The sequence below is a fragment of the Ignatzschineria sp. LJL83 genome, from assembly GCF_054871845.1.
The window spans coordinates 82,893-97,400 of record NZ_JBTXLY010000013.1 but is presented as its reverse complement, the minus strand read 5'-3'; the positions used below and the strand labels follow the sequence as shown (position 1 = coordinate 97,400).

Here is a 14,508-nt window from a genome sequence, read left to right as displayed (position 1 = left end):
CCTTTCTTCAAGGGTAAGATGTGAATAATGCGACATAATTCAACTCCGGGAAGGGATGGATAATGGAACATTGTCACATCTTACTTCCGTTTCAGATAGTTAAAAAGTGTCGCACTTCATACTTGGATCTAAGTCTTTTAATAAATAACAGAAAAATAAAGGAAAATCAGATCCATATTTTAGTCTACTTTTGGAATATAACTTTTGATATACTATTGAGCTACTCAATTTTGAGTAGCTTTTTATATGTTGTCGTAATGAGTAAAATATCGGTAAAGAATGAAAAAACTTCTATCTTGCCATTCAAACTCACTACAACCTATGTTTATTGAGGAATATTGTGCCAATTATTCGCCGATCACAAAAAGAGACTTTTTCTGCCAAACAGATGTATGAGCTTGTAAATGATGTTGATTCATATCCAAGTTTTCTGCCATGGTGCCGAGGATCTAGAATTATAAAATCTACCCCAACCATGATGGAAGCATCTATTTTAACGGCAAAAGGTCCTTTAAATAAATGGTTTACAACTCGCAATACGCTTGTTGAAAATGAGAAGATTACCCTTAATTTAGTGAATGGCCCTTTTAAACATCTCCACGGTGAATGGCGTTTTATTGATCTTCCTGATGGTGGCTGTGAAGTGCATTTAATGATTGATTTTGATTTCTCATTTGGCCCCGCGCGTTTACTCTTAACGCCCATTTTTGAAAGCATTACCGGCAGTATGGTTTCGGCATTTAGCGCACAAGCAAAGGTTCGTTATGGCAAATCCCTCGCTTAATCAACGCACCTTTATCACGGTTGAATTTGCCTTAGCGCTTCCCGACACTCAAAAAATCGAAGCTCAAAAATTCCAAGAAGGCATTACACTCAAAGAAGCGATGCCTTTCTTCTCTCTCTTTCATGAAGCCAATAAAATCATTGAAGCGCCGCAATATGGTGTTTTTAGTATTAAGGTGGAAGAAGATTACGTATTAAAAGATGGCGATCGCATTGAAGTATATCGACCGCTCATCATTGATCCGAAAAAAGCACGCCAAATCCGCGCAGCACGAGATCCGCAGTTTAAGCATAAGAAATGGTAACCTACAGCTTTGATGCTTTTTTATAGTCTTATCTGGGAACTTCAAACCAACCGTTAAAGTGCCCGGATCTATTTATGATCTTTACAATATTTCTGTTTCTAACTTTTTGAAATTTCGTATAATGCACACCTCTTCTTTCGCATCCATTATTGAGAGATTTCATGCACTCCTCTTCAGACTTCGTTTTAAAAAAATCGCTATTTTCTCTCAGCTGGCCGATTTTTATTGATATCTTATTGCACCTAGTCACTCTGCTGATTAATACCTATATGATCAGCCATATCTCTCAAAAAATGGTTGCTGCCACAGCGGCTAGTAATCAATTCTTTGATACAACCGTGACTATTTTCAGCTTTATTGGCATTGGATGTAGTGTTGTTGTGGCGCAATATTTAGGTGCCGGCAATCGGGAAACAACTCGTAAAGCGATCCATCTGTCTATCTCTCTCAACTTTCTCCTCGGACTTCTCTGCTTTTTAGTGATCTTCTTTTTCGGCAGATCTCTTCTCATTCAGATGAATACTCCTACAAATATTTTAGACATGAGTAGTCAATATTTTAAAATTATTGGCTTCTGTCTTTTATTTGAAGCGCTCGCCGTGATTCTCGCCTCTTGCTTACGAGTTTATGGACATTCTAAAGTTCCAATGTATGTTTCACTCATCATGAATGTCATTACCGTTCTCGGAAATATTATCGTTCTCTACGGATTTTTCGGCATGCCACAATTAGGATTAGAAGGCGTTGCTTGGTCTACGGTAATTGGGAGAATGATCGGCGTTTCCCTTCTCTTTTATCTCCTTTTTTACGGCATTAAAATCCGCCTCGATTTTTCTCTCTTCTTCAAATTCCAAAAAAATATTATCCGCCAAATCCTTAAAATCGGATTACCTTCTGCCGGCGAAAATCTCTCTTGGTCAGCACAAATGTTGGTGATGCTCTCATTCGTAGGCTTAATGGGAGAAGAGAGTTTAGCCGCTCACAATATCTATATTCAACTCTCTTATATGCTCATGCTATTTGGAATTTCTATCAGTATTGGTAATGAAATTATGGTTGGGCATCTGATGGGCGCAAAACAATTCACAATCGCCTATCATAGAACCTTTAAAAGCCTTAAAATCGGCATGATCGTAACTTTAGGTGTTGTGATCGTTTTTTATCTCTCGCGTCATTTAATTGTCGATAACTTCACAGATAGCACCGCCGTTCGAGAGCTACTGCTTCCTCTATTTCTTCTCTCCATCTTTATAGAACCCGGAAGAACGCAGAATATCGTCATGGTCAACGCTCTCCGGGCAACGGGAGATGCTAAGTTCCCCTTAATCACAGCAATGATCTTTATGTGGGGTGTTGCGATTCCCATTGGATATTATTTAGGAATCGTGAAAGAACTTGGATTAGTCGGCATATGGATAGGTTTCTTATGTGATGAATGGATTCGCGGTCTTGTAAATGCTTGGCGCTGGAAATCTCGTAAATGGGAGAGTAAACGCCTCAATATTGAAGCTGAAGTACAGTCCGTCACATAGGATCGTGATGCATAATCCAGTTTTCCTAAACTAATCTCATTAAAAAAGCGAACCTTATTTCAAGATTCGCTTTTTTTATAGCTTTTCAAATTTTCAAAACTCATTTTCTATAAATAAGAGTGAAACCACCAAGCTCAATCTACTGAAATTCAAACTGACGCCACGCTTCGTATACAGCAATCGCTACTGAATTGGAGAGATTCAAACTTCTGCCGGCATTTTCCACCATTGGTAAACGTAAACGTTGTTCTGTTGGCAATCCAAAAATAAAATCTTCCGGCAATCCACGCGTTTCAGGTCCAAAAATGAGCGCATCGTTATCTTCGAACTTCGCTTCAAAAAAGTTTCGGCTACCTTTTGTCGTCATTGCATAGATTTTATTAGGTGCAACTGCTTCTAAACACGCTTCCAAATTTGGCCAAACATGCATATCTGCCCATTCTGCGTAATCAAGCCCAGCTCTTCGAAGCGCTTTTTCTTCTAAATTAAAGCCAAGTGGCTCAATTAGATGAAGCTTTGCGCCACTATTTGCGCAAAGACGAATAATATTGCCAGTATTGGGCGGAATTTCCGGCTCATATAAAATAACAGATAATCTCTTATTCACACACATTCCTTATCACTATTTTGGATACCCAAGATCACGAGTAATTGTGGCGTAACCACAAATAAACCATACTAAATCTCGTCTTGGTTTCCTGATTTAACTAAAACTAAATGCAAAAAAATTCCTGTAGAATTCAATGCTTCTACAGGAATTATCTATTCATTCACAATCATTCAACTCATCAATTACGCGTGCGTTTTTGCTTCTTTCTGCGCATTTGCCGCTTTGATGAATGAGATAAAGAGCGGATGACCATCTCTTGGTGTTGATTTGAATTCTGGATGCGATTGCGTTCCTACAAACCATGGATGATCTTTCAACTCAACAAATTCGATTAAACCACGATCATTCGTACGACCTGAAACCACAAAATTCCCATCTTGAAGTTGATCAATGTAATCCAAATTCACGCCGTAACGATGACGATGACGCTCGCTCACCTCTTTTTGACCATACGCTTCAAATACTTTCGTACCTTCCACAATCGTTGATGGTTGCGCACCGATTGTCATATAACCACGGAACTCATCCGTTTCTTTATCACGCTGAGGATCAAGCATGCGGATCACAGGATATGCAACTTCTGGATCAACTTCGCTTGTATGCGCGCCTTCTAACCCTAAGATATTACGCGCATATTCCACAACTGCTAGTTGCATTCCTAAGCATAAACCTAAGAATGGAATATTGTTTTCACGAACGTACTGAATCGCTCTGATTTTCCCTTCAATCCCACGCTCGCCAAATCCACCCGGAATCAAAACAGCATCCATTCCGGCAAAAGTCGCCGCAAGACCCGTATCATCCATACTCTCTAAAGATGCCGCTTCTGCGTAATGTAATTTTACTTTAGTCAGCGTTTGAATGCCGGCATGGAATAATGCTTCATTGATAGATTTATAAGTATCCGTAAAGTCTGTGTATTTACCAACAATCATCACATTCACACTGTTTTCAGCAGCAGCTAAGTTTTCTAAAACTTGATCCCATTCTGAAAGATCTGCTTCTTTTGCTTGAATATTGAAATGTTCAAGAACAATACGATCTAATCCTTGCTCATGAAGAATTCTTGGAATTTTATAGATAGAATCAGAATCCACGCAAGAAATAACCGCTTCTTCTGCAACAGAAGTAAAGAGTGCAATCTTACGACTCTCTTCTTTAGGAATTGCTTCCTCTGTTCTACAAATAAGGATATCAGGCTGAATACCGATAGAACGGAGCTCTTTCACAGAATGCTGTGTTGGCTTTGTTTTTAACTCGCCTGATGCACGTAAATACGGCACCAATGTTAAATGTAAGAAGAGGGATTTACGAGGACCCACTTCTGTACGAATTTGACGAATCGCTTCTAAGAATGGGAGAGATTCAATATCTCCAACTGTCCCACCGATCTCAATCAATGCAACGTCAGCATCGCCTGCGGCATTGTAGATACGATGTTTAATTTCATCTGTAATATGTGGAATCACTTGAACCGTATTGCCGTGATATTCACCAGCTCTTTCACGCTCGATTACCGTTTTATAAACTCGGCCGGCACTCACACTGTTACGGCGACTTGCGGTCATACGAATAAAACGCTCGTAATGCCCTAAGTCTAAATCTGTTTCCGCGCCATCATCTGTGACAAAAACTTCACCGTGTTGAAAAGGACTCATCATTCCTGGATCTACGTTGATGTAAGGATCCAATTTCATCATGGTAACTTTAAGGCCTCTTGCCTCTAAAATAGCCCCTAATGAAGCTGCTGCAATCCCCTTGCCTAAAGATGAAACGACGCCACCTGTGACAAATATAAAATGTGTCATGAACCCTACCCTGAATTATGTGAATAAAATGTCTATCAGGGATGGCATTTTAGTATATTTCACAAAAAAATTCGATAAGTATTCTATGCAATTATGTAAATTTATCGAAATTGTGATTTTTTGCACCGAACGAAGCGAGCATTTTGGACAGAAATTGAGTATAATTAAACCTTCTTATTTCCTCGTGCTTATTTTTATAAAGGTTAAATATTTATACTATGTCGAAGATGAATGAACAATGCGCTAATGCCATCCGCGCGCTCAGCATGGATGCGGTTCAAAAAGCAAACTCAGGCCACCCTGGTGCACCGATGGGAATGGCAGAAATCGCAACTGCGCTTTGGGGATTAAACCTCTCACATAATCCTAACAATCCTCATTGGATCAACCGCGACCGCTTTGTATTATCAAATGGTCATGCATCAATGCTCCTTTATTCTCTTTTACATCTTACAGGCTACGCTGTTTCTATTGATGATTTGAAAGATTTCCGTCAATTAAATGCAAAAACAGCAGGTCATCCTGAATATGGATTTGCAGATGGCATCGAAACAACAACAGGCCCACTTGGTCAAGGTATTGCCAATGCCGTTGGTTTCGCTTTAGCAGAAAAAATGATGGCCGGTACTTACAATACTGAAGATCACGCAATCGTAGATCACTACACATACGCATTCCTTGGCGATGGTTGTATGATGGAAGGTGTTTCGCATGAAGCTTGTTCACTTGCCGGCACATTAAAACTTAACAAACTCATCGCACTTTATGACGATAACGGCATCTCCATTGATGGCGATATCAGCGGTTGGTTTACAGACAACACAAAACAACGCTTTGAAGCTTATGGCTGGAACGTGATTGGTCAAATTGATGGTCACGACGTTTCTGCTGTGGATGCGGCAATCAAAGAAGCGAAAAAATCAGATAAACCAACACTTATTATCTGTAAAACACTTATCGGTAAAGGTTCTCCAAATAAAGAAGGTTCAGAAGCCACTCACGGCTCTCCTTTAGGTACAGAAGAAATTGCGGTAACAAAAGCAGGCTTAGGTTGGAATCACGGTCCTTTCGAAGTTCCTGAAGATGTTTATAATTCATGGGATGCACGTGTTGCTGGGGATGCTCGTGAAGAGAAATGGAATGAGCTTTTTGAAAGCTACGTTGCAGCAAATCCTGAAAAAGCAGATGAATTCCTTCGCCGTGTAGGCGGTGAGCTTCCGGAAGATTTCGAAGAAACTTTCAAAGCAGCACTTAACACTGTGAACGAAAAAGCAGACAACATCGCAACTCGTGTTGCAAGCAAAAATGCCCTTGATCTTCTTGCAACGAATCTTGCAGAAATCGTTGGTGGATCTGCGGACTTAACGCCATCAAACAACACATTTTTCAAAGGCAGTCTAGATTACAATATCGCAACAGGTAAAGGTAACTACATCCGTTACGGTGTTCGTGAATTTGGAATGTCTGCAATCATGAATGGTTTAGCACTTTATGGTGGATTTATCCCTTACGGCGCAACATTCTTAGTATTCTCAGACTACGCAAGAAACGCAATTCGTATGAGCGCATTGATGGAACAACGTGTTGTGTATGTCATGACACATGATTCTATCGGTCTTGGTGAAGATGGTCCTACGCATCAACCTGTTGAGCACGTTGAATCCCTTCGTTTAATTCCAAATCTTAACGTTTGGAGACCTTGTGATGCCGTTGAAACATTAGTGGCTTGGGGTCACGGTTTACAAGCAGAAGACAACCCTACACTTCTCGCACTTTCAAGACAAAACTTGCCACATCAAACTCGTGATGCAGCAACACTTAAAAACGTGATCAAAGGTGGATACGTTCTTCTTGAAAATGATGATGCCGACATCACACTTATCGCAACAGGTTCTGAAGTACAACTCGCAATGGCAGCTGCAAAAGAGTTAAATGCTCGTGTTGTGTCTATGCCTTGTGTAGAACTCTTCAGAGAACAAAACAGCGCATATAAAAAATCTGTTTTAGGTAACACTAAACGCTTAGCAATTGAAGCAGGTGTAACGCGCGGTTGGTATGAATTTGCAGATGCAGTGATCGGAATCAACACATTCGGTGCTTCAGCGCCGGCAAACCAATTGTTTGAACACTTTGGTTTCACAGTAGATATCGTCATTCAACAAGCTCAAAAATTATTAGCTGATTAGTAACTATATTCTACTAGTTATAGTTATCTAGAGATAAAACAAAATCCCATATAGGTGTTTACTTATATGGGATTTTTCATATGCGTTTATTTCATACGCATTTTTCATATATATTGATAATGTAAGTATTACCATCTTCATCGACTGCATGATCTTCTAAGATTATTCCGCAATATCAAAATTACAACTTATTACACATATATCAATTTAATTGTGAATTAGTTGATAATTATGTTCTCAATGAAGTTTTTTTACATTTTTTACTTTAATCTCTGTTCCATATTTTATGTTTAATAATATTAAATGAATAAATATTAAAGCTCAGGCTTGAAATTAAAATTATAGAATCCATCTTCTTTAAGAATACAATGAGATTGAAATATCTAATCATTCTAGAGATTTTAAAACACTTATTGCCTATTTCTAGAGACTTAATGCAATGATTTCAATTGCCTTACTTCACTAAAAGATTCCTGAGGGATCTTTTAGACGTTAGAAACAATATAATGCTAGAATGATCGGCTATTAAATCAATTTTTTTAACTTAATTTTTTGGAGCATTTATGAAGCGTTTAATGTTTGCTTTAACTGCCTTGGCTGTTTCTCCGGCATTTGCACAAGCACAAGAACCACAAAGCATCGTCCCTACTCTCCTCCTTTTCGGTGGTATGTTCGTTGTGATGTATTTCTTAATGATTCGTCCACAACAAAAAAGAGCAAAAGCTCATCGTGAGTTGATTAACTCTCTTAAAGTAGGGGATGAAATTCTTTTAAGTTCTGGCTTTGTTGCAAGAATTAGAGCATTAGATGAAAACTACGTGAGCGCAGAAATCGCTCCTAACGTTGTAATCAAAGCACAACGTCAAGCAATCAACTCTCTTTTACCAAAAGGTACATACAAAGAGAAACTTGATGCTACACCTGAAAAAGCAGAAAAGGCTGACTAATCTCTTTAGTCTGTTATTTCTCGATGCCGGCATTTCTTAGAAGTGCCGGTATATTTGATTAACTTAGATAAAAAGTAACCCAGTAAACTATGCTAAATCGATATCCACTTTGGAAAAATATTCTGATTTTTGGGGTCATTGTTCTCTGTACGATTTTGGCGTTGCCAAATCTATTTGGAGAAGATCCATCCATTCAAATTTCTCCTACAAGAGATACGCAAATTAACCAAGCGTTAATTGAAGAAGTTGATTCTGTCTTAAAACAGAATAATTTCGATGTAAAACGTATTGAAGAATCAGATGATCAGCTTCTTATTCGCTTTAAAGATACTGAAGAGCAACTAAAAGCTAAAGATTTACTTGATGGTGTATTGCAAGATAAATATCTTACAGCACTCAACTTAGCACCAGATATGCCAGATTGGCTTGCAAGTCTTGGGTTACAACCAATGTATTTAGGACTTGACCTTCGCGGTGGAGTTCACTTTTTACTTGAAATCGACATGGATGGTCTGATTAATCAGCTTACCAATACCTATGCCGAAAGTATTCGTTCTAACTTAACCGATAAAGGTTTAACACCACTTATCGAAATTAGCGATGCTCAAACCATTGTCGCTTCTTTTGCCAATGCAAATGAAGCAAATCGCGCGCGCCAATTACTCTCAACTAACCAATCCTTTATGGAGTTAAATTTTGATTCCACAGGAAATCGTTTAACCGCAAATATTAGTAATAAAGAGATTAATGATCGTAAAGCAAGCGCTGTTGTGCAAAATATTGCAACACTTCGTAATCGCGTGAATGAACTCGGGGTTGCAGAACCCATCATTCAACAACAAGGTTTAGATCGTATTGTTGTTCAATTACCAGGAATTCAAGATACCACTCGTGCCAAAGAGATCCTTGGAACTACGGCAACGCTTGAGTTTCGAATTGTAGATGATCGCTCACAATCTGAAGCATATAACGCACTTAAAACAGGTCGTGCGCCACTTGGCACAAAACTCTACCAAACAAGAGATGGCATTCCTTATCTCTTGAAGCGTCAGGTAATTTTAACGGGTGAGTCCATCGTTAAAGCAACTGCCGGCTTAAATCCTGAAACAAACTTGCCAGAAGTTTATATTACGCTTGATTCTAAAGGCGCAGATCGCTTTGCCGTAGGTACAAAAGCAAACGAGAAAAAACCAATGGCAACGGTGTTTATTGAAAATAAACTGCAAACAACGTTTGATAAAGATGGCAATGAAGTTCGTAAAAGTGTAACCACTGAAGAAATTGCTAACGTGGCAACCATTCAGCAACAACTTTTCTCAAACTTCTCAATCTCCGGCATTAACTCTTTACAAGAAGCAAACACGCTTGCTATTACCTTAAGCTCGGGCGCACTTGCGGCTCCTATCCACATCATTGAAGAAAAAACTATCGGACCAAGTGCCGGTAAAGATAATGTCCAACGAGGTGTTGATGCTGCGCTTTGGGGATTAGTGATGGTAATGGTCTTCATGGTGTTCCGTTATCGCGGTTTTGGAATGGTGGCAAACGTCGCACTCTTTGCAAACCTCATCCTCATTCTTGCGGTTCTCTCTCTACTTCAAGCAACCTTAACCCTTCCAGGAATTGCCGGGATCGTTCTCTCTCTTGGAATGAGTGTGGATGCGAACGTTCTGATTAATGAACGAATACGAGAAGACTTACGTAAAGGCAGTACACCACAACAAGCCATTAATAATGGATTTGGTAAAGCATTCGGGACGATTATGGATGCCAACTTAACGAGTCTGTTCTCGGCAGTTGCCCTCTTCTTTATTGGATCTGGTCCAATTAAAGGCTTTGCCGTTACGCTTTCAGTGGGGATTATCACTTCTGTCTTTACCGCAGTATATTTCAACCGCGCCATTATCAACTTTATTTATGGCGGTCGCCGTACGATTAAAAAACTCTCTGTGGGAGGACGTGAACGCCTCAAAGTTCTCTCTGGAGAAACGACTTACAACTTCATGCGCTATGCCAAATTCTGGATTGGTGCATGTATCGTTGTCTGTGTTTTAGCAATCGGTGTGTCTGTCACCAAAGGCTTTAAACTCGGATTAGACTTTACGGGTGGTACGGAAATTGAAGCGGTTTATGAAACGCCAGTTGATATCGATACTGTAAGAGAAAACCTCATTGCGGTTGGTTTCGATTCTGTCGTTGCGCAGCATTTTGGCTCTGCTCGAAATGTTCTTATCAATATCCCAACTACACAAGACATTGAAGATTCGACGCTCATTACGGATACCTTAACGGCAGCATTAACGCTTCCTGATAACCCAATGTCCATTCAAAAAATTGACTACATTGGCGCAAAAGTCGGTAGTGAATTAGTTACTGATGGCGTGATGGCTTCTGCCCTTGCGATCTTCTTAATCCTTGTCTACATCTGGTTTAGATTCGAGTGGAAACTCGCAATGGGAACCATTCTATCAACGGTACATGATGGGCTCTTTGTTGTTGCCGCCTTCTCGGTTCTAGGACTGGAGTTTGACTTAACGTCATTAGCCGCGATTCTTGCTGTAATCGGATATTCTGTGAATGACACCGTTGTAATCTTAGACCGTATCCGTGAGAACTTTAAACTCGATCGTACAAGTACGCCAAAACAGATTATCAACGCTTCTATTAATCAGACGTTATCTCGTACGATTATGACATCGCTGACAACATTCTTAGCGGTACTCTCACTCTACATCTTCGGTGGCGCGGTGATTGAAACATTTGCACTTATCATGCTCATCGGGATTGTAGTTGCAACATACTCTTCAATCTTTATTGCAGCTGCCGGCGCTTATGTTTTAGGATTAAAACGTGATGATTTAATTCCAGCACCTGTAAGCAAAGAAGATGGGATCGAGGTTATTGAGGAAGGCGATAGCGAAAGCAACTTACCTCATTAATCGATTATTGAAATAATCAAACAATAATCTGATCAAAAAGCCGTATCCAAAACCTTTACAATGTCACCGTTGTAAAGGTTTTTATTAATCTAGATGATTTGTTAGAATAATCCCTTACATTGCGGTTTATGCTAGAATAACTAAGATTTATTAACGCGTTTTATTCACCATTTTAATTTGCAAAAGGATGTACATTTTGCGGCAAGCTGTTCCTAAAAAACCTAAAACATCTTCTGTCATTCTGTCTATCTTCTCAAAGACCATCGGAGTGGTGCTTTTTATCGCAACGTTAATATCTGCTGTTGCGATGGCTATCAGTCTTCATAGCTATCATCCTGCGGATCCTGCATGGAGCAGCGCAACAGATACAGATATCGTTCACAACATTGCAGGTGAACGTGGCGCCTATTTTGCGGATATTATTTTTTCAGCAATTGGTAAAGCGGCATGGATTATCCCTTTACTATTAGTCGGATTTGGCTATCAGCTTTTTTTAAAACGAAAATTACTCACAATCTCTCTCGATAAGATTAGTTTCCGACTATTAGGGCTTTTAGTAGCTATTTTTTCTCTTGCCGCCCTTTTAGATCTTCAAAATAACAATGGCGGCATGATGGGTGGCTTTATTGGCACGGAACTCATTACGCTCATTAGCAATCATTTAACGATCCCGCTTGATACACTCACTTACATTACAAAGATCGGGTTTGCGCTTCTCACATTTACTGGATTCTACTTAATAACCGGCATGGGTCCCATTGGCTGGGCAGATTCTCTCGGGAAAACAATCTTCACAATAATTGACTTTCTACGTCCAAAAAAAAAGCCTGAGTTAAACTCTGACAATAAGCACCTTCCCGAACATGATGGCACCATAGATCAAAGAACCATCGACAAAATGCTACATAATCCCCCGAGCAAACCATCACACTTTCTCAGTAAACTCTTTTCTTCAAAAGAGGATAAAAATGTTTCCGATACACAGGAATTTATTGAGATAGATTCATCATTACTAGAAGAGACCTATGAAACAAATGCCCCAATACAGGACGCTTCTTTTAATAGTTACAATTACAATCCTCTTGAAGAAGAAAATAGCGAAGTAGAAACGACGACAGAAATGAATAATAACAATAATAATATTCCCCCTATTTTTAGAAACCTTAATAAATCTCAACCTGATAACAACTCGGATCCAATTCCCATTCATGGCAATTCGGATGATTTTAAAATTGATCCACTACAGCCTTCTATCAACGAATGGGATCAATTTATTCGCTCACCACAAGATAAAGTAGAAGAAATACCGACTGAAATCGCAGTAGCTTCCGAAGAAGAGATCGAGCCATCCGATAAAAAAGGCATTCCATCGATCTTTAAAAATCTATTTAAAGCGCGGAAAAAGAAACATATTTCCATCAAAGAAGCGACAAAAGTGGAACCTTCTTTAGAGTCGTCTATTCTTACGGAAACAATGACTTCATCAGAAGAATCCCCTATTTCTGAAGGAACTCCAACAGTAGAAGCGCCAACAGCTCCGATCTCAACGCAAACGATTACACCTTCTTCATTACAGTTTTCTATTAGTGATTCAGCAGAGGAAGAAGAGGAAGTGACGCTCGAATTCCCGGCGAATGTAGAAAGTGAGAATGGCGTCACAAGCTTTGAAATCTCAGAAATAGAGATGGATCCAATTACTCAAAACACGGAAGATGCTTCATCTTCACATATTGAAGTTGAAACAATCGCTCCAGAAAGCTTAGCGCCGAAAAAGTCTGAATATGTGGGTCATGAAATTGATCCTCGCTCTGGCATGCCAATTCCTGTCAAAGCGCCCAAAGAATTCCCAATGGCAGGAAGACTTCCGGGACTTGATCTTCTTGGAAATCCTCCTCCTGTAACCGAGAGTTATGACGCCGAAGAATTACAAGACCTTGCAAAACTGATTGAAGAGCAATTCAAAAACTTCAACATTGAAGTGAAAGTTGTCAATATTGAGCCAGGCCCTGTCATCACCCGTTTTGAGCTTGATCTTGCCGCCGGCGTGAAAATCGCACAAATCAACAATCTCAACAAAGATATTGCCCGCGCACTCTCTGTTACAAGCGTTCGTATTGTCGATATTATTCCCGGCAAGCCTTACATTGGCTTAGAAATCCCCAATAAAAAACGCCAAATCGTCTACTTTAAAGAAGGGCTTTATGCCGATGCTTATCGTTCAAGTAAGCATCCTTTAACCATCCTTTTAGGAAAAGATGTTTCCGGCAATCAAGTTGTTGCAAACCTTGTAAAAATGCCACATCTTCTCATTGCCGGAACCACAGGTTCAGGAAAATCAGTGGGTTTAAATACCATTCTGTTAAGCCTTCTCTACAAAGCGCATCCTGAAGATTTACGCCTTATCCTGATTGACCCAAAAATGTTGGAATTATCCGTTTACGATAATATCCCGCATCTCTTAGCGCCAGTTGTGACCGACATGAAAGAGTCTGCAAATGCGCTTCGCTGGGCAGTTATGGAGATGGAACGCCGTTACCTTCTCATGAGTAAAATGCGTGTTCGTAATATTGATGGCTTCAACCAAAAAGTGAAAGAAGCTCTTAATAATGGCGAAGCAATTAAAGATCCGCTTTGGGATCCTGCTCGTGAAGTTTCCGATCACGTGACTGCGCCAGACTTAAAACCCCTTCCCTACATTGTCATTGTCATCGACGAGCTTGCCGACATGATGATGAGCGTTGGAAAAGCCGTTGAAGAATTGATTGCTCGCCTTACGCAGAAAGCTCGTGCTGCCGGCATTCACATGGTGGTTGCAACACAAAGACCTTCGGTGGATGTCATTACAGGCCTTATCAAAGCAAATATTCCTAGCCGTATTGCGTTCCAAGTATCGAGTAAAATCGATTCCCGTACCGTTCTCGATCAACAAGGTGCTGAGAACTTATTAGGTCATGGAGATATGCTCTACTTCCCAACGGGAGCACCGTTCCCACTTCGTGTTCATGGTGCATTTGTCGATGATAATGAAGTGAATCGTGTGACGGACTTCCTCCGTTTAACCGGCGATACTGATTATATTGAAGATATGCTCAAAGACCCAACAGAAGAGATTCCGGGACTTTCCGAAAATGCATCAGGCTTTGTGCCAGCGCCGGAAGATGTGGAAGATGTGCTTTATGATGAAGCGGTCAAAATTGTTCTAGAAGATCAAAGACCGACGATTTCATATGTTCAAAGAAAATTACGCATCGGCTACCAAAGAGCCGCTCGCTTAATTGAAGCAATGGAAGAGCAAGGGATTGTTTCAGCGCCGGCAAATAACGGCAATCGAGAAATTCTTGTGAGCTACGATAAATAATCAATACAAATAATCCGTACTAACATTCAAATAATAACGA

9 protein-coding genes are annotated in these 14,508 nt (G+C 39.9%); 7 read left to right on the top strand and 2 right to left on the bottom strand.

The features are described 5' to 3' along the window. Positions 1-340 precede the first annotated feature (340 nt). The 3 genes from ACYSN2_RS09390 (at position 341) to ACYSN2_RS09380 (ending at position 2,620) form a co-directional block, all read left to right on the top strand. On the top strand, positions 341-784 hold the full coding sequence (locus ACYSN2_RS09390; RefSeq protein WP_461749999.1) for a type II toxin-antitoxin system RatA family toxin: 444 nt from the start codon (positions 341-343) through the stop codon (positions 782-784). Then, complete coding sequence (locus ACYSN2_RS09385) at positions 765-1,088, top strand: RnfH family protein (RefSeq protein WP_461749998.1); 324 nt, start codon at positions 765-767, stop codon at positions 1,086-1,088. The genes ACYSN2_RS09390 and ACYSN2_RS09385 overlap by 20 nt, the downstream gene beginning before the upstream one ends. Before the next feature lie 161 nt (positions 1,089-1,249). Continuing rightward, entirely contained in the window at positions 1,250-2,620 is a 1,371-nt protein-coding gene (locus tag ACYSN2_RS09380) for an MATE family efflux transporter (protein WP_461749997.1), read from the top strand. 139 nt (positions 2,621-2,759) lie between these two features. On the opposite strand, the gene ACYSN2_RS09375 is transcribed toward ACYSN2_RS09380, so the two are convergent. After that, positions 2,760-3,233 (bottom strand): tRNA (cytidine(34)-2'-O)-methyltransferase, encoded by a 474-nt coding sequence (locus ACYSN2_RS09375; protein WP_461749996.1) that lies wholly within the window; start codon positions 3,231-3,233, stop codon positions 2,760-2,762. A gap of 179 nt (positions 3,234-3,412) precedes the next feature. After that, positions 3,413-5,038, bottom strand: coding sequence for a CTP synthase (locus ACYSN2_RS09370; protein WP_461749995.1), 1,626 nt, complete (start codon positions 5,036-5,038; stop codon positions 3,413-3,415). Positions 5,039-5,256: 218 nt separating this feature from the next. On the opposite strand from ACYSN2_RS09370, the gene tkt reads away from it, so the two are divergent. The 4 genes from tkt to ACYSN2_RS09350 all read left to right on the top strand — a co-directional run bounded on the left by tkt (position 5,257) and on the right by ACYSN2_RS09350 (position 14,468). Continuing rightward, positions 5,257-7,224 (top strand): transketolase, encoded by a 1,968-nt coding sequence (gene tkt, locus ACYSN2_RS09365; RefSeq protein ID WP_461749994.1) that lies wholly within the window; start codon positions 5,257-5,259, stop codon positions 7,222-7,224. A gap of 563 nt (positions 7,225-7,787) precedes the next feature. Beyond that, entirely contained in the window at positions 7,788-8,171 is a 384-nt protein-coding gene (gene yajC / locus ACYSN2_RS09360; RefSeq protein WP_461749993.1) for a preprotein translocase subunit YajC, read from the top strand. Between the two features lie 89 nt (positions 8,172-8,260). Continuing rightward, positions 8,261-11,110 carry a protein translocase subunit SecD gene (gene secD, locus ACYSN2_RS09355; protein WP_461749992.1) on the top strand — a complete coding sequence of 950 codons (2,850 nt, stop codon included), beginning with the start codon at positions 8,261-8,263 and terminating at the stop codon, positions 11,108-11,110. A 196-nt stretch (positions 11,111-11,306) separates the two neighbouring features. After that, a complete protein-coding gene (locus ACYSN2_RS09350) occupies positions 11,307-14,468 on the top strand; it encodes a DNA translocase FtsK (protein WP_461749991.1) in 3,162 nt (1,053 codons plus the stop codon). Positions 14,469-14,508 lie beyond the last annotated feature (40 nt).

Coding starts and splice junctions, on each gene's coding strand:
- yajC (WP_461749993.1), top strand. CDS start 7,788: ATGAAGCGTTTAATGTTTGCTTTAACTGCCTTGGCTGTTTCTCCGGCA.
- tkt (WP_461749994.1), top strand. CDS start 5,257: ATGTCGAAGATGAATGAACAATGCGCTAATGCCATCCGCGCGCTCAGC.
- ACYSN2_RS09380 (WP_461749997.1), top strand. CDS start 1,250: ATGCACTCCTCTTCAGACTTCGTTTTAAAAAAATCGCTATTTTCTCTC.
- ACYSN2_RS09385 (WP_461749998.1), top strand. CDS start 765: ATGGCAAATCCCTCGCTTAATCAACGCACCTTTATCACGGTTGAATTT.
- ACYSN2_RS09370 (WP_461749995.1), bottom strand. CDS start 5,038: ATGACACATTTTATATTTGTCACAGGTGGCGTCGTTTCATCTTTAGGC.
- secD (WP_461749992.1), top strand. CDS start 8,261: ATGCTAAATCGATATCCACTTTGGAAAAATATTCTGATTTTTGGGGTC.
- ACYSN2_RS09375 (WP_461749996.1), bottom strand. CDS start 3,233: ATGTGTGTGAATAAGAGATTATCTGTTATTTTATATGAGCCGGAAATT.